Annotated in this window: 21 protein-coding genes and 1 pseudogene; 8 read left to right on the forward strand and 14 right to left on the reverse strand. The window is 72.6% G+C overall.

All coding sequences use genetic code 11. From position 1 onward, the window contains the following. Positions 1–192 precede the first annotated feature (192 nt). Positions 193–639: a DUF2550 domain-containing protein gene (locus ACZ60W_RS35555; RefSeq protein WP_366307670.1), complete on the forward strand. Its 447-nt coding sequence runs from the start codon at positions 193–195 to the stop codon at positions 637–639. Between the two features lie 99 nt (positions 640–738). Here ACZ60W_RS35555 and ACZ60W_RS35560 read toward each other — a convergent pair whose 3' ends face one another. From ACZ60W_RS35560 to ACZ60W_RS35570, 3 genes are all read right to left on the reverse strand, one after another. Next, positions 739–2,586: a glycosyl hydrolase family 18 protein gene (locus tag ACZ60W_RS35560; protein WP_469759543.1), complete on the reverse strand. Its 1,848-nt coding sequence runs from the start codon at positions 2,584–2,586 to the stop codon at positions 739–741. 123 nt (positions 2,587–2,709) lie between these two features. Beyond that, entirely contained in the window at positions 2,710–3,363 is a 654-nt protein-coding gene (locus ACZ60W_RS35565) for a response regulator (RefSeq protein ID WP_469759544.1), read from the reverse strand. Beyond that, positions 3,360–4,538, reverse strand: a complete 1,179-nt coding sequence (locus ACZ60W_RS35570; protein ID WP_469759545.1) for a sensor histidine kinase — start codon at positions 4,536–4,538, stop codon at positions 3,360–3,362. The genes ACZ60W_RS35565 and ACZ60W_RS35570 overlap by 4 nt, the downstream gene beginning before the upstream one ends. 161 nt (positions 4,539–4,699) lie before the next feature. On the opposite strand from ACZ60W_RS35570, the gene ACZ60W_RS35575 reads away from it, so the two are divergent. Further along, a complete protein-coding gene (locus tag ACZ60W_RS35575) occupies positions 4,700–5,323 on the forward strand; it encodes a hypothetical protein (RefSeq protein ID WP_469759546.1) in 624 nt (207 codons plus the stop codon). Here ACZ60W_RS35575 and ACZ60W_RS35580 read toward each other — a convergent pair. The 3 genes from ACZ60W_RS35580 to ACZ60W_RS35590 are packed head-to-tail and all read right to left on the reverse strand — an operon-like array spanning position 5,240 to position 7,357. Then, a complete protein-coding gene (locus ACZ60W_RS35580) occupies positions 5,240–5,812 on the reverse strand; it encodes a cob(I)yrinic acid a,c-diamide adenosyltransferase (protein WP_469759547.1) in 573 nt (190 codons plus the stop codon). The two genes, ACZ60W_RS35575 and ACZ60W_RS35580, sit on opposite strands and share 84 nt — an antisense overlap. A gap of 13 nt (positions 5,813–5,825) precedes the next feature. Continuing rightward, entirely contained in the window at positions 5,826–6,575 is a 750-nt protein-coding gene (locus ACZ60W_RS35585; protein ID WP_469759548.1) for an ABC transporter permease, read from the reverse strand. 8 nt (positions 6,576–6,583) lie between these two features. Continuing rightward, positions 6,584–7,357 (reverse strand): ABC transporter ATP-binding protein, encoded by a 774-nt coding sequence (locus ACZ60W_RS35590; RefSeq protein WP_469759549.1) that lies wholly within the window; start codon positions 7,355–7,357, stop codon positions 6,584–6,586. A 98-nt stretch (positions 7,358–7,455) separates the two neighbouring features. On the opposite strand from ACZ60W_RS35590, the gene ACZ60W_RS35595 reads away from it, so the two are divergent. The 4 genes from ACZ60W_RS35595 (at position 7,456) to ACZ60W_RS35610 (ending at position 12,423) form a co-directional block, all read left to right on the forward strand. Beyond that, positions 7,456–8,088, forward strand: coding sequence for a TetR/AcrR family transcriptional regulator (locus ACZ60W_RS35595; RefSeq protein WP_469759550.1), 633 nt, complete (start codon positions 7,456–7,458; stop codon positions 8,086–8,088). Positions 8,089–8,288: 200 nt separating this feature from the next. Beyond that, a complete protein-coding gene (locus ACZ60W_RS35600) occupies positions 8,289–9,137 on the forward strand; it encodes a 3-hydroxyacyl-CoA dehydrogenase family protein (protein WP_469759551.1) in 849 nt (282 codons plus the stop codon). Positions 9,138–9,263: 126 nt separating this feature from the next. Continuing rightward, positions 9,264–9,587, forward strand: coding sequence for an STAS domain-containing protein (locus ACZ60W_RS35605; protein WP_469759552.1), 324 nt, complete (start codon positions 9,264–9,266; stop codon positions 9,585–9,587). A 196-nt stretch (positions 9,588–9,783) separates the two neighbouring features. After that, complete coding sequence (locus ACZ60W_RS35610) at positions 9,784–12,423, forward strand: ATP-binding protein (protein ID WP_469759553.1); 2,640 nt, start codon at positions 9,784–9,786, stop codon at positions 12,421–12,423. An 89-nt stretch (positions 12,424–12,512) separates the two neighbouring features. Here the strand turns inward: ACZ60W_RS35610 and nucS are convergent, their stop codons facing one another. After that, a complete protein-coding gene (nucS, locus tag ACZ60W_RS35615; RefSeq protein WP_469759554.1) occupies positions 12,513–13,184 on the reverse strand; it encodes an endonuclease NucS in 672 nt (223 codons plus the stop codon). A gap of 271 nt (positions 13,185–13,455) precedes the next feature. Here nucS and ACZ60W_RS35620 point away from each other — a divergent pair, with 271 nt between their 5' ends. Then, positions 13,456–13,848 carry an SCO5389 family protein gene (locus ACZ60W_RS35620; RefSeq protein ID WP_017236120.1) on the forward strand — a complete coding sequence of 131 codons (393 nt, stop codon included), beginning with the start codon at positions 13,456–13,458 and terminating at the stop codon, positions 13,846–13,848. A gap of 92 nt (positions 13,849–13,940) precedes the next feature. On the opposite strand, the gene ACZ60W_RS35625 is transcribed toward ACZ60W_RS35620, so the two are convergent. Next, complete coding sequence (locus ACZ60W_RS35625) at positions 13,941–14,975, reverse strand: LLM class flavin-dependent oxidoreductase (protein WP_469759555.1); 1,035 nt, start codon at positions 14,973–14,975, stop codon at positions 13,941–13,943. 196 nt (positions 14,976–15,171) lie between these two features. Between ACZ60W_RS35625 and ACZ60W_RS35630 the strand changes: the two genes are divergently transcribed. After that, a complete protein-coding gene (locus tag ACZ60W_RS35630) occupies positions 15,172–15,498 on the forward strand; it encodes an ATP/GTP-binding protein (protein ID WP_469759556.1) in 327 nt (108 codons plus the stop codon). A gap of 36 nt (positions 15,499–15,534) precedes the next feature. Here ACZ60W_RS35630 and ACZ60W_RS35635 read toward each other — a convergent pair whose 3' ends face one another. From ACZ60W_RS35635 to ACZ60W_RS35660, 6 genes and pseudogenes are all read right to left on the reverse strand, one after another. Beyond that, a complete protein-coding gene (locus ACZ60W_RS35635) occupies positions 15,535–16,371 on the reverse strand; it encodes an ABC transporter permease (RefSeq protein WP_469759557.1) in 837 nt (278 codons plus the stop codon). Next, positions 16,368–17,540: an ABC transporter ATP-binding protein gene (locus ACZ60W_RS35640; RefSeq protein ID WP_469759558.1), complete on the reverse strand. Its 1,173-nt coding sequence runs from the start codon at positions 17,538–17,540 to the stop codon at positions 16,368–16,370. Before ACZ60W_RS35640 ends, ACZ60W_RS35635 begins: the two co-directional genes overlap by 4 nt. Positions 17,541–17,715: 175 nt before the next feature. Then, positions 17,716–18,495, reverse strand: a complete 780-nt coding sequence (locus tag ACZ60W_RS35645; RefSeq protein WP_469759559.1) for an ABC transporter permease — start codon at positions 18,493–18,495, stop codon at positions 17,716–17,718. 3 nt (positions 18,496–18,498) lie between these two features. Continuing rightward, entirely contained in the window at positions 18,499–19,512 is a 1,014-nt protein-coding gene (locus ACZ60W_RS35650; RefSeq protein WP_469759560.1) for an ABC transporter ATP-binding protein, read from the reverse strand. Between the two features lie 74 nt (positions 19,513–19,586). Beyond that, on the reverse strand, positions 19,587–20,522 hold the full coding sequence (locus ACZ60W_RS35655) for a coiled-coil domain-containing protein (protein WP_366307701.1): 936 nt from the start codon (positions 20,520–20,522) through the stop codon (positions 19,587–19,589). A 114-nt stretch (positions 20,523–20,636) separates the two neighbouring features. Then, positions 20,637–21,985: pseudogene (locus ACZ60W_RS35660) on the reverse strand (hypothetical protein); the annotation flags it as partial.

Raw genomic sequence — 21,985 nt, forward strand, 5'->3', positions numbered from 1 at the left:
AAAAGACCACGGGGATGTTCGGCCACGTGGCGGTTATATCCCTGACCCTCCCCACCCCCCCCCCCCTCCCCCCCCCTCCTCCCCCCCCCCCCCTCCCCCCCCCCCCCCCGCGGCTGAGGCGATGCATATGCAGGTTGTATTCGGTTCTGCCGGCGGCGCCGGCTACGGGACGCAGCGAGGAGGTCGGTGAAGATGTTCCTCGCTCTGCTCCTGTGCGGCCTGGTCGTCGCACTGGTGGTGATCGGGCTCTTCGTCTTCGGCTTGCGCCGGAGACTCATCCAGCGTGCCGGCGGCACCTTCGACTGTTCCCTGCGCTGGGACGTGCCCGACGAACCGGATCCGACCGGCAAGGGCTGGGTGTACGGCGTCGCCCGCTACAGCGGTGACGAGATCGCCTGGTTCCGCGTCTTCTCCTACGCGCCCCGTCCGCGCCGCGTCCTGGAGCGCTCCTCCATCGTGGCGCTGGAGCGCCGGATGCCGGAGGGCGAGGAGGAGCTCGCGCTGCTCTCCGACGCCGTGATCCAGCCCTGCATGTACGAGGGGGTGCGGCTGGAGCTCGCCATGAGCGAGGACGCCCGCACCGGCTTCATGGCCTGGCTGGAGGCTGCGCCTCCCGGCCAGCGGGTCAACGTGGCCTGACGTTCCCGTGGCGTGACGTTCCGGTCGCGCGGGCGTCCGCGGCATGCGTGAAGAAGCGGGGGACGGTGTGCTGCACCGTCCCCCGCTTCGTCGTGCCTGCTAGTTCAGGCCGGTGTTGATGGCGCCGACGAGCTCGCCGTTGCCGGTGTCACCGCTGAACTCCCAGAAGAACGCGCCGCCGAGGCCCTGGTTCTTCGCCCAGCCCATCTTGGACGTGACCGTGGACGGGGTGTCGTAGCTCCACCAGTTGCTGCCGCACTTGGCGTACGCCGTGCCGGCGATGGTGCCGGTGGACGGGCAGGAGGTCTTCAGGACCTTGTAGTCCTCGATGCCCTGCTCGTAGGTGCCCGGCGCGGGGCCGGTCGCCGTGCCGCCGGGGGCCGCCTGGGTGACGCCGGTCCAGCCGCGCCCGTAGAAGCCGATGCCGAGCAGCAGCTTCTTGGCCGGGACGCCCTGCGCCTTGAACTTGGCGATCGCGTCGGCGGAGTTGAAGCCCGCCTGCGGGATGCCGGCGTACGAGGTGAGCGGGGAGTGCGGGGCCGTCGGGCCCTGGGCCGCCCAGGCGCCGAAGAAGTCGTACGTCATGACGTTGAACCAGTTCATGTACTGCGCGGCGCCCGCGTAGTCGGTGGCGTCGATCTTGCCGCCGGCGGAGCCGTCGGCCGTGACGGCCGCGGTGACGAGGTAGTTGGCGCCGAACTTGGCGCGCATCGCCTGCATCATGTTCTTGAACGCCGCGGGGCCGCTGGTGTCGCAGCTGAGACCGCAGGCGTTGGGGTACTCCCAGTCCAGGTCGATGCCGTCGAAGACGTCGGCCCAGCGCGGGTCCTCGATCAGGTCGTAGCAGGACTGCGCGAAGGCGGTCGGGTTCTGCACGGCCTGGCCGAAGCCGCCGGACCAGGTCCAGCCGCCGAAGGACCAGAGGATCTTGATGTTCGGGTACGCCTTCTTCAGCTTGCGGAGCTGGTTGAAGTTGCCGCGCAGCGGCTGGTCCCACGTGTCGGCGACGCCGTCGACGGACTGGTCGGCGGTGTAGGCCTTGTCGTAGTCGGCGTAGGCGTCGCCGATGGTGCACTTGCCGCCCTGGACGTTGCCGAAGGCGTAGTTGATGTGCGTGATCTTGGAAGCGGAGCCCGAGGTCACGATGTTCTTCACGTGGTAGTTGCGGCCGTAGACGCCCCAGTTGGTGAAGTAGCCCATCTTCACGGCGTTCGGCAGGGGCTGGCCTCCGCCGCCGCCGGTGGTGCGGACGGCGACCGGGCCGGCGGCGGGGCCGGTCTGGTCGGCGGTGTCGCGGGCCACGACCGTGTAGCTGTAGTCGGTGCCGGCGGTGAGGCCCTGGTCGGTGTGGGTGAGACCGGTGACCGTGGCGATCTTGGTGCCGTCGCGCAGGACGTCGTAGTTCTTGACGCCCTTGTCGTCGGTGGCCGCGGACCAGCTGATCTTCACCGAGGTGTCGGTGATGTCGGAGGAGGCGGGGGCACCGGGGGCCGAGGGCGGGTTGTCGCCGGGCTGGGTGGTGCCGTCGCAGGCGGCGCCGTTGATCTTACAGCCGCTCGGCGCGCCGGGGCCTGCGCCGTTGTAGCCGAAGGAGACGGAGGCGCCCGGGGCGAGGGTGCCGTTCCAGCCGACGTTCTTGGCGGTCCAGTGGGTGCCGGAGCTGGTGACGCTCGCGTCCCACGCGGAGGTGACCGAGGTGCCGGCGGGGTAGTCCCACTCGACGGTCCAGGAGCTGATGGTCGTCGTGCCGGTGTTCTTGACGGTCCAGTTGGCGCCGAAGCCGGTGCCCCAGTCCTGGGTCTTCGTGTAGGTCGCCGTGGCCGAGGTGGCCGCTTCGGCGGGGCTGGCGAGGCCGACCATGGCGGCCAGCGGCAGGATCAGGGCGGTCAGACCGGCTGCGGCCCGGCGTCTGAACCCTGTTCTGCGCGTCGGTGCTTGAGTGCTCAACGGTGCTCCTCAAGTTGCGGACGGACAAGGTGGGGGTGGTCCGTGAAGATGCGCGCGCCCCGCGAGCGTAGGAAGGTCTGGACCAATCGTCAAGAGGTCCAGACCAACGTCGGCAATCTCGGATCAGACCCCCAACTCCTGTGCCAGCACCGCCGCTTGGACCCTGCTCTTCAGCCCCAGCTTCCCCAGCACCTTGCTGACGTGCGTCTTCACCGTCGCCTCCGCCATGTCCAGACGCACGGCGATCTCCGCGTTCGACAGCCCGCCGCCCAGCGTCGACAGCACCTCGCGCTCCCGGGGCGTCAGCGCCTCCAGCACGGCCGGATCGGTGCCCGAGGACGGCCGCGCCGGCCGCCCCGTCGCGGCGAACTCCGCGATGAGCCGCCGCGTCACCGCCGGGGCGATCAGGCCCTCCCCGCGCGCCACCGTCCGCACCGCCTCGATCAGCTCGCGCGCGTCGGCGTTCTTCAGCAGGAAGCCGGCCGCCCCCGCCCGAAGCGCCCCGAACACATACGCGTCGAGGTCGAAGGTGGTCAGCACCAGGACGTCGGCCAGCCCCTCCGCGACGACGATCCCCGTCGCCGTCACCCCGTCCATCCGGGGCATCTGCACGTCCATGAGGACCAGGTCGGGCCGGAGCGCGCGCGCCAGCTCGACGGCCCGCTCCCCGTCGGCGGCCTCCCCGACCACCTCGATGTCCGGGGCGCTGCCCAGGATGAGCACCAGCCCGGCCCGTACCGCGCTCTGGTCCTCGGCGACCACCACCCGCACCGTCATGCGTTCCCCGCCTCCTCGTCCGCGGGCAGCTCCGCCCGCACCTGCCACACCGCTCCCGAGGCCGCCGCGCGGAACTCCCCGCCGAGCAGCTCCGTGCGCTCCCGCATGCCCACCAGCCCCGAACCCGTGCCCGGCGCGGCCGGTCCCGGTCGCGCCCCGTACGGCGAGTCGACGGCGACCGTCAGCACCCCGTCGGCCCGGCCGATCCGCACGCTGACCGTACCCGGGGCGGCGTGCTTGACCGCGTTGGCCAGCGACTCCTGCACGATCCGGTACGCGGCCAGCTCCACCGGCGCCGGCAGGGCACCGCCCGGCGGGCGGGCGTCCTCCAGGACGAACTCCAGACCGCCCGCGGCGCCGTTCGCCCGCGCCCGCGCGAGGAGGGCGTCCACGGCGTCGAGGCTGGGCACGGCCCCCGGCTCCCGCTCGCCGTCGCTGTCCCGGAGCAGTCCGATGAGCCGCCGCATCTCCGTGAGGCCCGCCACGCTGTTCTCGCGGATGACGGTGAGCGCCTGCCGGGTGGTGGCCGGCTCGTCGAGGGAGAGCGCGGCCGTGGAGTGGATCGCGATCGCCGACAGGTGGTTCGCGACCATGTCGTGCAGCTCGCGTGCCATCCGGGCGCGCTCGGCCACCACCGCCTGGGTCCGGTCCATCTCGGCGAGCAGCGCGGTCTGCTCCGCGCGCAGCCGGGCGGCGTCCGCCGCGTCGCGGTGGTTGCGGACGACGGCCCCGGTCACGGCCGGCAGGAAGGAGATCATGCCGGTGATCACCCCGACGAGGAGCGCGAACGCGTTCTGCCACCAGATCAGCAGGACGACGGTGCCCGCGACCGTGATCAGGCCCGTCGTGTAGGGGATCCGGCGGGCCGAGGCGGGCCGCCCGTACACGACCGCCGCGTAGACGACGTCCGTGAACATCAGCACGGTGGCGAGGCTGCCGTTGGTGAACTGGTCGGCCACGATCGCCAGGGTGCCCGCGGCCAGCGCCGTCCGGGGCGCGGTCCGGCGCACCACCTCCGCCCCCGTCATCACCGTCAGCGGGACGAGCGTCGCCCACCGCTGCCCGATGACGTGCTCCCCGGTCACGTACAGGCCGAACCACCACAGGATCACGCCGCCGAAGAACCCGGAGGCGGCGATGAGCAGGTCGATGCGGTGGGGGCGGGGGAGCGTCACGTACCCATCCAACACGCCCCCGCGGGCGCGAACCTCCCCGTCGCGGCCGATCCGCGCGGCGGCCGCCCTCCGTCGAACGATGTAGACGGAGTTCGTCATCGGCGACGACGATCCGGGCCCGGAGCCGGGAGACGCTGAGGGGGAGCCGAAAGGGGAACGCCGTGATCGTCACGCTGATCGTCGTCTGCGAGGTCGCCTTCTGGGTCCTGCTGGCCGCCGGCCTCGCCGCCCGCTACCTCCTGAGGATGCCCCGGACGGGCATGGCGCTCCTCCTGTGCGAGCCGCTCCTGGAGGTCCTGCTCCTCGTCGTCACCGCGATCGACCTCAAGAACGGGGCCGACCCCAGCTGGCGGCACGGCCTCGCCGCCGTCTACATCGGCTACACCGTGGGCCACGGCCACCGGACGGTGAAGTGGCTCGACGGCCACGCCGCCCACCGCTTCGGCGGGGCGCCGCCGCCGGCCGGGCCGCCGCGGTACGGCCGGGCGCGCGCCCGCCACGAGGGCGAGATCTGGCTCGGCTCGGTCGTCGCCGCGGCCGTCGCCTCCGTCCTGCTGCTCCTCGCCGCCTGGTACGTCGGCGACGACGGGGACACCGGGCCGCTGCGGAGCTGGATCTTCTTCGCCTGGCGGGCGGTCGGCATCCACGGCCTGATCGCGCTCAGCTACGCGATCTGGCCGAAGAAGCCGCCGGCCGGCGGGTCAGCGGTCCCCGCCCGGGACCCAGAGCACGTCCCCGACCTCCTTGTTCGCGGTCCGGGCAAGGATGAAGAGCAGGTCCGATAGGCGGTTGAGGTAGGTGGCGGTCAGGGCGTTCATCGTCTCGCCGTGGACCTCCAGGGCCGCCCAGGTGGAGCGCTCCGCCCGCCGGACCACCGTGCACGCCTGGTGCAGCAGTGCCGCACCGGGCGTGCCGCCCGGCAGGATGAAGGAGCGCAGCTTCTCCAGCTCCTCCAGGAAGCGGTCGCAGTCCGCCTCCAGCTTGTCCACGTACGTCTGCTCCACCCGCAGCGGCGGGTACTTCGGGTCCTCCACCACCGGGGTGCACAGGTCGGCGCCGACGTCGAACAGGTCGTTCTGGACGCGGACGAGGACCTTCACGACCTCCTCGTCGAGCCGCCCGAGGGCGATGGCGGTGCCGATGGCGGCGTTGGCCTCGTTGGCGTCGGCGTACGCCGAGATCCGCAGGTCCGTCTTGGCGGTCCTGCTCATGTCGCCGAGGGCCGTCGTGCCCTGGTCGCCGGTACGGGTGTAGATGCGCGTCAGATTGACCATGGGGCCAGCCTAGTTACGCACCGGCGCCGCGGAACGTCCGTGTGCCGACCGTCACGGCCAGCGCCGTCACCCCGAGGCCGACGAGGACGCCGTACAGCATGGTCGGGGTCGTGTAGTGGCCGGTGTACGCCTCCCGCACCGCGTCGACCAGATAGCGGAACGGCACGAGGCGGGAGAGCACGTCCAGCCACCCCGGCGCGAGGGTCATCGGCAGCATCAGCCCCGACAGCAGCATCGCGGGCAGGGCGAGCGTGTTGACCGCCGGTCCGAACGCCTGCGGGCTGGGAAGCCTCAGGGCCAGGGTGTACGAGAGCGCGGCGAGCGCCGCGGAGAGCAGGGCGACGAAGCCGAAGCCGACGAGGACGCCGGCCACCGGCGCCCGCAGGCCCATCGGGATCGCCGCCAGGACCAGCAGCACGGCCTGGAAGACGAAGAGCGCCGCGTCGCGCAGGATCCGTCCGAGGAGCAGGCCGAGCCGGCTCACCGGGGTGACCCGCATCCGGTCGAACACTCCCCAGTCCTTCTCCATGATGAGCGAGAAGCCGGCGAACGAGGCCCCGAAGAGACCGAGTTGGAGGAGCAGGCCGGGGACGAGGATCTGCCAGGAGTCGCCCTCGCGGCCCAGCGGCAGTCCGGTGAGCAGCGGCCCGAAGAGGAGCAGGTAGAGCAGCGGCATCAGGACGCCGAAGAAGATCTGGAAGGGGGAGCGCAGGGTCTGGCGGGCGTACCGGCCGAAGACGAGCGCGGTGTCGTGGAGGAGCATCCGGGGTCCTAGACGGCTACGGGGGCGGGATCGACGGGGGCCGGGCCGCGCCCGGTGACGGCGAGGAACGCCTCCTGGAGGGTGGCCGCGCCGTGCGCGGCCTTGAGTGCGGCGGGGCTGCCCTCGGCGACGACCGTGCCGCGGTCGACGATCACGAGCCGGTCGGCCAGCGCGTCGGCCTCGTCGAGGTAGTGGGTGGTGAGCACGACGGCCGTGCCGTCGGTGTCGCGCAGCCGCCGGACCAGCGCCCACAGGTCGGCGCGGCCGGCGGGGTCGAGGCCGGTCGTCGGCTCGTCGAGGAAGAGGAGCTCCGGGCGGTGGGTGAGGCCCATCGCGAGGTCGACCCGGCGGCGCTGGCCGCCGGAGAGGGCCGGGGTCCGGCGGTCGAGGAGCCCGGTCAGGCCGAGGTCGGCGGCGAGTTCGTCGACACGGGCCGCGGCGTGCGCCCGGGTCATCCCGTAGAGCCTGCCCTGGGTGACGAGTTCGGAGCGGACGGTCTCCTGGGGGTCGAGGCCGCCGGACTGGGCGACGTATCCGATGCGGCGGCGCACGGCGGCCGGGTCGGCGAGGAGGTCGTGGCCGGCGACGGTGGCGGTGCCGCCGGTGGGGGCGAGGAGCGTGGTGAGCATCCGCAGGGTGGTCGTCTTGCCGGCGCCGTTGGGGCCGAGGAGGCCCACGATCTCGCCGGGCCCGACGGTGAGGTCGATGCCGCGGACGGCCTCGACGGGTCCGTTCCTGCCGGTGAAGGTCCGGGCGAGCCCGGCCGTGCTGATGAGTGGCATGGCGACCACGAAAACAGAGTCGCTTAAATTTTGCAACGCCACCAAAAATTCAGTGTCTCTCAAATTTCAGCGAGCCTAGGATTGCCTAGGATGGGGCCATGGCCGAGGGACTCAGGGAACGCAAGAAGCGCGAGACGAAGCAGCGGATCTCGGACATCGCGACGGGGCTCTTCCTGGAGCGCGGCTTCGTGGCCGTCACCGTCGCCGACGTCGCCGAGGCGGCCGACGTCTCCGTGAACACCGTCTACAACTACTTCCCCGCCAAGGAGGACCTCTTCCTCGACCGGATGGACGGGGTCACCCAGCGCCTCGCCCGGATGATCCGCGGCCGCGACCGGGGCGAGTCGGCCGCCCGGGCCGTCCTGCGCGAACTGCGCCAGGACATCGGGGCGGTGTCACCCGCCTACGGGCTCATGGACGGGTTCGACGCCTTCATGAACGTCATCGAGCACGCGCCCACCCTCAAGGCCCGGCTCTTCCACGTCCAGCAGAGCGTCCAGGACGCCGTCGTCGCCACCCTGCGCGAGGAGACCGGGGCCTCCGGCGACGACCCGCTGCCGCTCCTCGTCGGCGGCCAGCTCGCCTGGATCGAGAGCACCGTCGTCGGCTACATCACCCGTGAGATGACCGCCGGACGCAAGGCCACCGCCGTGTCCCGCGAGGCCCTCGTCCTCCTCGACGAGATCGAGGACCTCCTGGGCGACCGGGTCCTCGGCTACGCGGTGCGCTAGGGCCCGTCGACCAGGACGGATCAGGGCGGATACCCCCGGGAGGTACGGCACCGCCGAATGGGGGTGCGGAAGGGGTGTCGTGAGTGTGACGTCCGTCAAAGCGGGCGTGACGCGCATTACTTCACGGTCACATGGCGCCCCGCGACCGCTAATCTCCGCCGGAGAGCCAGAAGTGAACAGGTGTTAAGGGGTGGAAGATCGTGGCCAGGAAGCTCGCCGTCATCGGGGCCGGACTCATGGGTTCCGGCATCGCGCAGGTCTCCGCACAGGCGGGCTGGGACGTCGTCCTGCGTGACGTCACCGACGCCGCCCTGACCCGCGGCACCGACGGCATCAAGGCGTCGTACGACCGGTTCGTCGCCAAGGGCAAGCTGGACGCCGCGGACGCCGAGGCCGCCCTCGGCCGGATCACCGCCACCACCGAGCTGGAGGCCGTCGCCGACGCCGACATCGTCGTCGAGGCCGTCTTCGAGAACCTCGACGTCAAGCACGAGATCTTCCGCTCGCTCGACAAGGTCGCCAAGGACGGCGCCGTCCTCGCCTCCAACACCTCCGCGATCCCGATCACCAAGATCGCCGCGGTGACCGAGCGCCCCGAGGCCGTCGTCGGCACCCACTTCTTCTCGCCCGTGCCGATGATGCAGCTCTGCGAGCTCGTCCGCGGCTACAAGACGAGCGACGCGACCCTCGCCACCGCGCGGGAGTTCGCCGAGTCCGTCGGCAAGACCTGCATCGTCGTCAACCGCGACGTCGCCGGCTTCGTCACCACCCGGCTCATCGCCGCCCTCGTCGTCGAGGCCGCCAAGCTCCACGAGTCGGGCGTCGCCAGCGCCGAGGACATCGACATCGCCTGCAAGCTCGGCTTCGGCCACGCCATGGGCCCGCTCACCACCGCCGACCTCACCGGCATCGACATCCTGGTGAACGCGGCCGACAACATCTACACGGAGTCCCAGGACGAGAAGTTCGCGCCCCCGGAGCTGATGCGCCGGATGGTGGACGCGGGTGACATCGGCCGCAAGAGCGGGCAGGGCTTCTACACGTACTGAGCCGGCACCGCCACCCCGCGTCACCCCGGGGGGTGAATTCCGGTACCGGTTCGCTGACAAGGCGCAACGCTTCTGCCGACGCGGCAGTCAGTTGTTGCGAAGACGGAGCACTCTCGGGGAGCGCATATGCACATCAGGGGCGACCATGTCGAGCTGGTCGTCGGGGGCCGCCTCGACGTCCGCAGCGCGGCGGACGCCCGTACGGTCCTGCACTCGGCCGTCGACGACGGAGTCGGCGACCTGGTGCTCGACCTGACCGGCCTCGACTCCTGGGACGCGACCGGGCTCGGCGTCATCATGGGCGCCCACCGGCGGGCCGGACGCCGCGGCCGGCGTCTCGTCCTGCGCGGGGTGCCGCCCCAGATGCAGCGGCTCCTCGTCGCCACCCGGCTGCACCGGATCCTCGCCATCGAGGGCGGTCTGGCCCTGGAGTCCCTGCCCCGGGTGTGAGCCGCCGGCCCCCGCCGACTGTGAAGCAGCTGTGCGAACCAGGCGTCACGCTCAATCCTCACAAGACCGTGACGTCTTGGTCTCCGAAGCACCCCGGCTGTTCCCGAGGGCCTGACCACGGTCTAGGGTTCGGTCGCCTGCACATTGACGGACCCATCCGGCGGGCACCGGACACCGCTTCTTGGGGGCTTGCACCATGGACCCGAACAACCGTGGGTCGGAGGAGTACGGTCACGACACCGAGGGTGACGAGACCCGCCAGGGAAGAGGCGGCGTGCCCGCCCCCGCGCCGGCGCCCGTCCGTGCCCGCGTCGTCGAGATCGTCTCCGGCGGCCTCCTCCTCACCGTCAACCCCGTCGACGGCAGCGAGATCGAACCCTGCCCCCCGGGCCGGGAACCCGCGGCCCCCCGCCCCCGCACCGCCGAGGAGCGCGCCGAGGCCGCCCGCGCCGCCGCACCGCCCGTGCCGGCCGGTCCCGCCGCCCCCGAGCTGCCCCTCCTCGAACGCCAGGACCAGCGCGAACAGCTCACCGGCATCCTCAGCCGCGGCCGCACCGCCCGGCTGACCGGCCCCGCCGGATCGGGCCGCACCGCCCTCCTCGACGCCGTCGCCGCCGACTGCGCCGACCTCGCGCCCGACGGCGTCGTCCGCCTCTCCGGCCACCACCGGACCCCCGCCGAACTCCTCCACGAGCTCTTCACCGCCGTCCGGTACGCCCCCGAGCAGCGGCCCGGCCGCGACGCGCTCCTGGAGCTGGTCGGCGACATCGGCGCCGTCGTCGTCGTCGACGACCTGGAGTTCGGCGGCGCGGCCCTCGACGAGCTCCTCGCCGCCGCCCCCGAGTGCGCCTTCCTCCTCGCCGCGGGCCCCGACACCCCCGCCCCGTCCGCCGACGCCCACGTCGAGGAGCTCCACCTCGCGGGCCTCGGCCGCGGCGCCGCCCTGAAGCTCCTGGAGAGCGCCGCCGGCCGCACCCTCACCGACGACGAGGCCAACTGGGCCGGCGACCTGTGGTTCGAGTCCGAGGGCCTGCCCCTCCGCTTCGTCCAGGCCGGCGCGCTGCTGCGGCAGCGCGACCGGCTGCGCGTCACCCCCGCGGAGTTCGACGCCTTCGGAGCCCTCGAAGAGGCCTTCGGCCCCACCGACCCCGACGCGGCCGCCGCCGTCGCCGCCGCGGCCTTCGACGGCATCGACGACCCCGACGTCGAACTCCGCGACATACCGCTGCCCAGCCTCGGCGAAGGCGCGGCCCCCGCCGCCCTCCTCGCCTCCCGTCTCAGCCGCTCCGCCCAGGCCACCCTGCGCTTCGCCGTGGCCCTCGGCGGCGAGCTGCCCCACCAGGCCCACCTGCCGGCCCTCGTCGGCGACACCCACGCCGACGCCGCCCTCGGCGAACTCGTCGCCTGCGGGCTGCTCTCCCCGGTCGGCCCCCGCTACCGGCTCGCCACCGGCGTCCTGACCCAGCTGCTCGGCCACGGATACCAGCACGGGGCCGCCGAACGCGCCCACACCGTCGCCCAGCACTACGCCTGGTGGGCCGCCCACCCCTCCGTCACCCCCGAGCGGGCCGCCGCCGAGTCCGACGCGCTGCTCGCCGCCCTGGCCGCCCTCGTCTCCGGCACGGGCGGCGCCGGCACCACCGAAGGCGCCCCGGACGACGGCTCCGGCGCCCCGGACGAGACCGAACGCCGGACCACCGCCGTCCTCCTCGCCCGCGCCGCCGCCCCCGCCTTCGCCGCCGGACTGCACTGGGGCGCCTGGGAACGCGCCCTGCGCGCCGGGCAGGAGTCCGCCCGGCTGGCCGGGGACGTCGCCGAGGAGGCGTACTTCCACCACGAACTCGGCGTCCTCGCGGTCTGCGCCGGAAACCTGGAGCGCGCCCGCGCCGAGCTCGAAGCCTCCATCGGCCTGCGCGGCGCGCTCGCCGACAAGCGCGGCACCGTCGCCGGACGCCGGGCCCTCGCCCTCGTCGCCGACCTCTCCGGCGACCACGGCACCCCCGCCGCGCTCCGCGCCGAGGAGCCCGTCTCCCCGCCGCGCGGGACCCCGGCCCTGCGCGGCCCGGCCACCCGCCGCGCCCTCCCCGGCACGGCGGCCGCCGCGGCCGTCACCGCTCCGCTGCCGGGCGGGCCCGCCAAGGCGGCCCCGCCCTCCCCGATCCCCGCGTTCCCCGACTTCGCCGACGAGGGCCCCACCCTCATCACCCGCCCCGACGGCGCCCGCGACGAGGGCCGCCGCGGCGGCCTCAAGGCCGGCATCCTCGGCGGCGCCCGCCGCAACCTCGTCGCGGTCGGCGCCGGCGCCCTCCTCGTCGCGGTCCTCGGCACCGTCGTCACCCTCGGCGCCACCTCCGGCGACGGCGAGACCCCGGCCACCGACCGCGTCACCTCCGACAGCACCGTGAGCGAGGACGGCGGGGACGACGCCGTCGACGGCGAGGAGCCGCCGGCCGACGGAGACGAGGGCCAGACGGACGCGCCCACCGCCTCCGGCTCGCCGACCCCCTCCGGCTCCGGCAGCTCCTCCCCGTCCGGCTCGACGAGCCCGAGTACGTCCGGCAGCGCGTCGCCGTCGCCCTCGGGCAGCACGGCCCCCACGAGCGCCCCCGGGGTGACGACCGCGCCGCCGACCAAGCCGAGCACCACGGTCAGGCCGCCGCGCCCGACGACCACCTCCCCGCGGCCCACGACGTCCGCGCCGACCGACCCGCCGACGACGACCGAGCCCCCCACCACGCCGCCGACGACCACCGAGCCGCCGGCGACCGGGGAGACCACCACCCTCGGGGCGCCGTCCGCGTCGGAGACCCCCGCCGAGACCGGCACCCCGGCCTGACCCGTACCGGACGCCCGGGTGCACGGGAACGACGAACGGCCCCGGGCGCGTCCTTCGCGCCCGGGGCCGTTCGGCGTACGTCCGCCGTCCTAGAACAGCCGCAGCTTGTCGTCCTCGATGCCGCGCATCGCGTCGTAGTCGAGGACCAGGCAGCCGATGCCGCGGTCCGTCGCCAGCACCCTCGCCTGCGGCTTGATCTCCTGCGCGGCGAAGACGCCCTTGACCGGCGCGAGGTGCGGGTCGCGGTTGAGCAGCTCCAGGTAGCGGGTCAGCTGCTCGACGCCGTCGATCTCGCCGCGCCGCTTGATCTCCACCGCGACCGTGGCGCCGTCGGCGTCCCGGCACAGGATGTCCACCGGGCCGATCGCCGTCGGGTACTCGCGGCGGATCAGGGTGTACCCCTCGCCGAGGGTCTCGATGCGGTCGGCGAGGAGCTCCTGGAGGTGGGCCTCCACGCCGTCCTTGATCAGGCCAGGGTCGACACCCAGTTCGTGTGAGGAATCGTGGAGGATCTCCTCCATCGTGATGATCAGTTTCTCGCCCGCTTTGTTGACGACGGTCCAGACGCCCGCGTCGCCGTCCGCACCCTCCTTCAGGGTGCACGGCGGGGACATCCAGTTGAGCGGTTTGTACGCCCGGTCGTCCGCGTGGATCGAGACGCTGCCGTCTGCCTTGACCAGGATCAGACGGGGTGCGGAGGGCAGGTGGGCCGTGAGCCGGCCCGCGTAGTCCACGGAGCAACGGGCAATGACGAGACGCATGGTCGGCAACGCTACAAGACGGGCGCTCTTCCGCGCGATTCGGGCATCGGCCGGACCCGTCCGGGCCCGGGGGAGGGGTTCGTCCGGGCATGGTCATGAGCCGAACACCCGTCGGTTATCAGCCGGTTGTGCGTTCCATCTTCTGGTGCGGTCAGGACTGCGCGCTTACCGTGGAAGCTGGAGGTCGTCGTCCGTGCACGCTCCGTGTCGGAAGGCCGGCCTCCGTCCCTGGCCGCAAGACCCCGTCCGCGGGGTCGCGAGAGGAGAACCCATGTCGCTCGACGTCTCACCGGCGCTGTTGGAACAGGCCGAGCGAGGCGAGGTCGACGAAGCCGACTTCGTCGACTGCGTCCGGACCTCCCTGCCCTACGCATGGGAGATGATCAGTTCTCTGGTGGCCCAGCTGAAGGTCGACGGCGGAGAGTTCGCCGACAACCAGACGCCGCCGCCCAACGAGCAGGCGCGGGGCCAGCTGCTGCGCGCGCTCGCCAGCGACGCCATCCGCGGAGCCCTCCAGAGGCACTTCGGGGTGCGCCTCGCCTTCCAGAACTGCCACCGGGTGGCGGTCTTCCCGCTGGACCCGGCGGTGGACGAGCGGCTCGCCCGTTTCACTTCCGTACGGGGGCAGCTTCTCAACCAGTCGCCGGAGCTCCGCGACTGCTGAGTCACGGTGCTGCCGCTCCTCGCCGGCAACGATCGCGACCGATGCGCGCCGACGCTCATCGACGCGAGGGGGACGCGGGGGCGGCGGCACGCTCACACCAGGAGCGGCAGGACCTCCGCGCCGAGCCTGCGCACGTTCTCCTCGGTCGCCGCGAGGTCGCCCGATCCCTCGGCGAGCAGGGCGAATCGCGTGATGCCCGTGCGCTCCGAGGTCGCCGCCAGCCGGTCCGCCGCGAGCCGCGGCGTGCCCACCGGGTGCAGCGCGCAGAGCAGCTCCGTGTACGCCACGGGGTCCCGCATCGCACGGTGCCGGCCGTCCACCGTCACATGGGCGTCGAGCCCCTGGCGCAGCCACCCCGGCATCGCCTTGACGAGCGCCTCGGCGGCGTCCGGCCCGCGGTCCGCGAGCTGGGCGACCCCCGCCGAGACGTGCCCCGCCGCGATCCGCGCGATCTCGTCCGGGTCCCGGCCCGCCTCCCGCGCGCAGCGGGCCCAGGCCGCGACCATCTCGGCCTTGTCGTCGTCGCCGCAGTGCATCCCGAGCAGCATCGGGAGCCCGCGCTCGGCGGCGAGCCGCACGCTCCTGGGCGAGGTGCAGGCCACCACCACCTCGGGTGCGGCCGGGCCGTCGATCAGCTCGTCGGGGCGCGGCACCACCGCCACCTCACGGAAGGAGAAGCGCTCGCCGCGGGCGTCCACCCGGGGCTCGGTGAGCCAGCGCAGCAGCAGGTCGAGCGACTCGGGGAAGCCCCGCTCGTACGCGTCGAGGCCGGCTCCGAACACCTCCAGGTCCACCCAGGGGCCGCCCCGGCCCACCCCCAGGGTGAACCGGCCGCCCGAGGTCAGGTGCAGCAGCGCCGCCTGCTCGCCCAGGGCGACCGGATGGACGCTCGGCAGCACGCTCACCGCCGTCCCCACCCGCAGCCGGCGGGTGCGCCCCAGGAGGAGCGCGGCCAGTGTCACGGCCGAGGGGCACACCCCGTACGGCACGAAATGGTGCTCGGCCAGCCAGACGGAGTCGAGCCCCGCCTCCTCGGCCACCTCGGCGGTGCGCACCGCTCGGTGCAGCGCCTCTCCCTGACCCTGGCCCGGGAACTGGGCGGCCAGGACGAACGTACCCACGCGCATCGCTTCTGCCTCCTTGCGGCCGACGCGTATCTCCCCTCGCACAGGCACCAACGTCTGACACGTGCCAAAGGCAACGGCCGTTCATGAAGTTCTTGCGATTTTCCGCTAAGCCGTCCCGGCCCGGGCCCGGGGCACCGTGTCGCGGCCCGTAGGCTGGAGGGAACGGTCCGTGTTCCCAGACCCCCGTGAGGTGCCCGTGTCCCCGCGTCACAACCGCTCCCGAGGCGGCGAGAAGCCCGAGCCGCAGGGCGACCACGGCGACCGGTACGGCGGAGCGCAGCGCACCGAGTCCTGGCAGGGCGAGGAGTGGTACGTCCGTCTCGTCGCCGGATCGAGCGCGCCGGGCAAGCGCTACCGCTGCCCCGGCTGCGACCAGGAGATCCCGCCCGGCGCCCCGCACGTGGTGGCCTGGCCGGAGTACGGCGGGGTCGACGACCGCCGCCACTGGCACAAGGCCTGCTGGAACGCGAAGGACCGCCGCACCAGCAGGGTGCAGCGGTCCAGGAACGCGCCGAAGTACTAGGGCCTGTCGTCACAATCCCCTCTGCCCCGCGACGGGCTACACGTCCCGGCTGTTCAGCAGCGCGAACGCGCCGCCCAGCGCCACCACCGTGACGCCGCCCAGGATCAGCAGCGGCTCCCAGCCCGCCGGGCCCTCGTTCCCGAAGGGCGGCCGGCTGCTGTAGAGCGCGATCATCTGCGACGGGATGGCGTAGGTGAAGAGCCACTCCTGCACCGACTTCAGTGCCTGCGAGAACATGAAGAGCGCCGCCACCAGCGGCAGCAGCAGCAGACCGATCATCACCGTGATCGCGCCCGCCGAGTGCCGGATCAGCGTCCCCACCGCGAGCGACAGCAGGCCGAGCAGCGCCAGGTAGGCACCGGCGCCGACGGTCGCCCGCAGCCACTCGGACGCCTCGGGCGCCGAGGCCGTGTCCACGATGGCGACCTGCGAGACGGCCACCAGTGTCGCGAAGACCGTGGTCACCGTGAAGACCAGCAGGAAGAAGACGATCGCCTTCGCCATCAGCACCCGGCCCCGGCTCGGGCAGGCCGTCAGGGTCGTGCGGATCATGCCGGTGCCGTACTCGGACGCGATCGTCAGCACGCCGAGCGTGATCACGCAGATCGACGCCGGCAGCATCCCGAAGAAGCCGAAGCCGAGCGCGGACTCGTCGCCCATCGGCGCCTCGGAGGACGCGGCGATCGCCGCCACGCCCAGACCGATGGCCAGCATCAGCAGGATCATGACGCCGAGCGTCCACATCGTCGACCGCACCGAGCGGATCTTCGTCCACTCGGAGGCGAGCGCGTCACCGAGGTGGGCCCGGCGGACGGGGATGGGGGAGACGTACGCGTACGGCGCCGGAGCGGGGTGGTGGGCGGGGGCGGTCATCGGGCGTCCTTGGTGGTGTCGCTCGGCTGCGGGGTGATCGGCTGGGGGGCGGCCCCGGCCGGCGGGGCGGCCGGCGGCGGCGCGAAGGGACCCGGCTCGGGAGCCTGCGGTGCCCCCGCGTACGGGTTCTGCCCGGGCGGCGGCGGGGCGTACCAGCCCTGCTGCGGCACGTCCTGCACCACCGGCTGCGGCGGCATGCCGTACCCCGGCCGGCCGGGTTGCGGCGCCGGCTGGAGGTGGGCGAGCCGGTCGTCCGTCGAGCGGTAGTCCACGGCGCCCTGCGTCAGCCGCATGTACGCCTCCTCCAGGGACGCCTGGTGCGGGGACAGCTCCCAGAGCCGCACGTCCGCGCCGTGCGCCAGGTCGCTGATCCGCGGCAGGGGCAGCCCCGTCACCCGCAGCGCCCCGTCCGGCTCGGACATCACCTGGCCGCCGGCCTCCGTCAGGACCGACGTCAGCTTCTCGCGCTGCGCCGGCTCGGTCTGCGGGGTCCGCACCCGGGCGAAGTCGGCGGAGTTCGCCGAGATGAAGTCCGTCACGCTCATGTCGGCGAGCAGCTGGCCCCGGCCGATCACGATCAGGTGGTCCGCCGTCAGCGCCATCTCGCTCATGAGGTGGCTGGAGACGAAGACGGTCCGGCCCTCGGAGGCCAGCTTCTTCATCAGGTTGCGGACCCAGAGGATGCCCTCCGGGTCCAGGCCGTTCACCGGCTCGTCGAAGAGCAGCACCTGCGGGTCGCCGAGGAGCGCCGCCGCGATGCCGAGACGCTGGCCCATGCCGAGCGAGAAGCCCTTGGAACGGCGCTTGGCCACGTCCTGGAGGCCGACGACGCCGAGGACCTCGTCGACCCGCTGCGCCGGGATGCCGGCGAGCTGGGCGAGCGAGAGGAGGTGGCTGCGCGCGCTCCGGCCGCCGTGCACGGCCTTGGCGTCGAGCAGGGCGCCGACCTGGCGGGGCGCGTTCGGCAGCTGCCGGAACGGATGCCCGCCGATCGTCACGTGCCCGGAGGTGGGCTGGTCGAGCCCGAGGATCATGCGCATCGTCGTCGACTTGCCCGACCCGTTGGGCCCCAGGAAGCCGGTGACGACACCGGGCCTCACCTGGAAGGAAAGGTTGTACACGGCCGTCTTGGCGCCGTAGCGCTTCGTCAGGCCGACTGCCTCGATCATTCTCCAGCCCCATCGACAGGTCGGTCGCATCCATGTCGGGGCGTGGCGGCCTTCGGCCGGAGCCCCCCGTATGAGCTAGGAGCTTATCCAGCCATTGACGGTTCCGGCGACGGGGAAAGGGACGACCGGGGAACCTCGGGGGGATTCCCTGGTCGTCCCCTACGGGGTGCGGGGGCTACGCGTCCCGCTTCTTCAGCACCAGGTAGCCGCCGAGCAGCGAGGCCGCCACCCAGAGCACCATGATCCCGAGCCCGCCCCAGGGCCCGTACGGCGCCTTCTCCGAGTTCATCGCGTCGGGGATGACCCGCATGATCTTCGCGCCGGCCTGGTCCGGGAAGTACTGGGCCACCTCCTTGGCCTTCGGCACCGCCGAGAGGATGTTGGAGACCAGCAGGAGGAAGGGCATCAGGATGCCGAGCGACAGCATCGACGAGCGCAGCATCGTCGCCACGCCCATGGAGAACACCGCGATCAGACCCATGTAGAGCCCGGCGCCGAACACCGCGCGCAGCACGTTGTCGTCGCCGATCGAGGCGCTGTGGTCGCCGAGCAGGGCCTGCGCCAGGAAGAAGGTGAGGAAGCTCGTCGCCAGCCCCACCAGGAGGGCGAGCCCGCCCGCCACCGCGATCTTCGAGAAGAGGAAGGTCGCCCGCTGCGGCACGGCCGCCAGCGAGGTGCGGATCATGCCCGAGGAGTACTCGGTCCCCACCACCAGGACGCCGAAGACCACCATCGCCAGCTGGCCGAGGACCATCCCGGAGAAGCTGACCAGGGTCGGGTCGAAGGTGAGCCGTTCGGCCTCGTTCAGATCGCCGAAGGTGGAGTTCACCAGGGCGCTGAGCCCCGCGCCCATCGCCACCGTGACGAGGAAGGCGCTCGCCAGCGTCCAGACGGTCGAGGAGACCGTCCGGATCTTGGTCCACTCGGACTGCAGCACCGCGGATGCCATGGCCATCGTTCAGGCTCCCTCGGAGGTCGAGTCGTAGGTCGTGCCCTGCGCCGGACCGGGGTCCGTCCCGGCCGCGGCACCCCACCGGGGGCCGGGCGCCGGCGTGCCGTGCACGTCGGTGCCGTGCGCGTGGTACTCCACCGCGCCGGCGGTCATCTGCATGAAGGCCTCTTCCAGCGAGGCGCGCTGCGCGCTGAGTTCGTGCAGGACGAGACCGTTCTCGGCGGCCAGTTCGCCCAGCTTCTCGGTCGTCGCGCCGTCCACCTCGAGGGTGCCGTTGCCCGCCTCGACCGCGATCAGGCCGTTGGCGTGGATCACGTCCCGCAGCCGCTCCTGCTGCGGCGAACGCAGCCGTACGAAACTCCGGGAATTCTGCTGGATGAAATCGGCCATCGACGTGTCCGCCAGCAGCTTTCCCTGCCCGATCACGATCAGATGATCGGCCGTCAGCGCCATTTCACTCATCAGATGACTGGAAACGAAGATCGTCCGGCCTTCGGCGGCCAACGCCTTCATGAGATTGCGGATCCAGTGAATTCCCTCGGGGTCCAGACCATTGACGGGTTCGTCGAACATCAGGATCTCGGGATCGCCGAGCAGCGCCGAGGCGATGCCCAGCCGCTGGCCCATGCCGAGGGAGAAACCCTTCGACTTCTTCTTCGCGACCGGCGTCAGACCGACCAGCCCGAGCACCTCGTCCACCCGCGCCCGCGGGATCCGGTTGGACTGCGCCAGACAGAGCAGGTTGTTGTACGCCGAGCGGCCGCCGTGCATCGCCTTGGCGTCGAGCAGCGCCCCGATGTACTTCAGCGGCTCCGCCAGCTCCCGGTAGTGCTTGCCGTCGATGCGGACCGTCCCGCTCGTCGGGTTGTCCAGGTCGATCATCATCCGCATCGTCGTCGACTTGCCCGCCCCGTTGGGCCCGAGGAAGCCGGTGACCATGCCCGGCCGGACCTGGAAGGAGAGGTGGTCGACCGCTGTCTTCGTCCCGTACCGTTTCGTCAGGCCCTCAAGCTCGATCATGCGACCCAACCTACGGGCGCGCAAAACCCCCCGCCACCGGAATGACAGGGGGTTCGCGATGTGCTGCCGGTTCGTTACCGGGACTGCTGGGCCGGGACGCCGGCCGCCCGCTCGTCGTCGATCGGGGAGCCCGCCGCCGCCACCGCGGCACCGGTCAGCGTCGCCAGCATCTCGCGGACGTTGGTCAGCTGGGCGTTGATCGAGTCGCGGCGGTTCGTCAGCGCCGCGAGCTCGCGCTCCGACTCCGAACGGATCCGGTCCGCCTTGGCGTTCGCGTCGGCCACGATGTCCTCGGCCTGGCGCTGCGCGGTCTCCACCGTCTGGCGGGCCCGGCGCTCGGCGTCCGTGCGGAGCTTCTCGGCCTCCAGGCGGAGCTGCTCGGCGCGGTGCTCGATCTCCGCGAGACGCTTCTCGGCCTTGGCCTGACGAGAGGCCAGGTCGCGCTCGGACTGCTCGCGGCGCTTGGCCAGGTTGGTCTCGAAGTCCGCGGCGGCCTGGGCGGCCTTGGCGCGGGTCTCCTCGAAGAGCGCGTCGGCCTCCTCGCGCTTCGACTGCGCGTCCTTCTGCGCCTCGGCGCGCAGCGAGTTGGCCTCGCCCTGCGCCTTCTCGACGATCCGGACGCCCTCGTCCTCGGCCTTCGACTTCCGCTCGGCCGCGAAGGACTCCGCGTCGTTGCGCACCTGCTGGGCGGCCGACTCGGCCAGCTCGCGGTGCTGCTCGGCGGCGCGACGGGCCTCCTCGCGCAGGTCCTTCGCCTCCTCCTCGGCGAGGCGGAGGATCTTCTCGACGCGGGCGCCGAGACCCGCGTACGACGGCTCGGCATCGGTGACCTGGGCCTGCGCGTTCTGCGTCTCGAGGTGGAGCTCCTCGATGCGCTTCTCCAGAGAAGTGATTCTGGACAGGGCACTGTCGCGGTCGGACACGAGCTTGGTAATGCGGTCGTCCACCTGACCGCGGTCGTAACCGCGCCGCACGAGCTCGAAGCCGAAGGGGGAGGAAGTGTCGCTCATGGGTTTCCTGTCGAATGAGACCGGTGAGGTGTTAGAGGGAATCCTAGGGGCCTAAGCGGCGTGTCATCGAGCGTATGCCCGTTTGATCTGGAGAATGTCCAGCCTTTTGAGTGGCTAGCCGTCCTGGGTCTTGCCACTCGAACGAGTGGTTCCCGCCGACGCGCCCGCCTTGACGCCCGCTCCCCCCGCGGACTTCGCTCCGGCACCCGGCGTCTCGAAAGACTCCAACGCCTCCAGTACGTCCTGGACACGGGAGATCTCGGCATTGATGTCCTTGCGGCGGCGCACCAGCACCTCCAGCTCGCGCTGACCCTCGGCGACGGTCTCCTCGGCCTGGGCCTCCGCCTCCGTCCGGAGCCGCTCGGCCTCCGCCTTGATGCCCTCGGCCTCGGCGACGAGCGACGCCTTCTTCTGCTCGGCCTCCTTCAGGAGGGCCTCGGCCTTGCGCACCGCCGCGATCCGGACCTTGCTCGCCTCGGAACTCGCCTCCGAGACCAGCTCCTTGGCCTTCTCCTCCGCCTCGGCGCGCTGCTCGGTCGCGGCCGTCACCAGCTTGTCGACGCGCTCGCCGGCCGTCCGCATCTGCTCGGCCGTCTCGCGCCGCGCCCGCTCGTGCAGCTCCTCGATCTCGCCCTCGATGCGACCGCGCAGCTCCTCGGCCCGGTCCCTTATGGCCGTCGCGTCGCTGCGCGCGCCGACGAGCAGCTCGTCCGCGTCCGTGCGGGCCTTCTCCACCAGGGAGTTGCCCTCGACGGTCGCCTCGGCGACGATCCGCTCGGCCTCCTTGCGGGCCGCACCGACCATCGTGTCCGCCTGCGACTCGGCCTCCGTGGTGGCGCGCAGCGCCTCCTCCTGCGCCTTGGCGACGAGCTGGTCGGCCTGCTCGGCCGCGTCCGCACGCTTCTTCGCACCGGCCTCGCGCGCCTCGTCGAGCGTCCGGTCCGCCTCCTGCCGTGCCTCCGAGCGCATCTGCTCGGCGGCCGCCTCTGCGTCCGCCCTGAGCCGCGCCGACTCGGCGCGGATGCGCTCGTCGTCCTGCTGCGCGGCGGTCAGCGTCGCGGCCGCCAGGGCCTCCGCCTCCGCCTTGGCCCGCTCGCCCTCGGCCACGGTCAGCGCGGCCTGCTCGGCGGCCTCCGCCGCGACCCGCTCGGCGTCGGCCCGCGCGTCCGCCGTGACCGCGTCCGACAGCTCGCCCGCCTCGCGGGTGAGCCGCTCGGCCTCCGAGGTGGCTTCGGCGATCAGGGCGTCGGCCTGTTCGGCGGCGTCGGCGCGGCGCTTGTCCGCGGCCGCGCGGGCCTCGTCCAGGACCTGCTCGCCGTCGGCCAGGGCGGCGTTGCGCAGCGCCTGGGCGTGCGCCTCGCCGTCGATCTTGACCTGTTCGGCCTCGGTGCGCAGGCGCCGGGCGTCCTGTTCGGCGGTCTCCATGAGCTCGACCGCCTCGGCGGTGAGCCGCTCGGCCTCCG

The sequence above is a fragment of the Streptomyces sp. NPDC104202 genome, assembly GCF_055584185.1.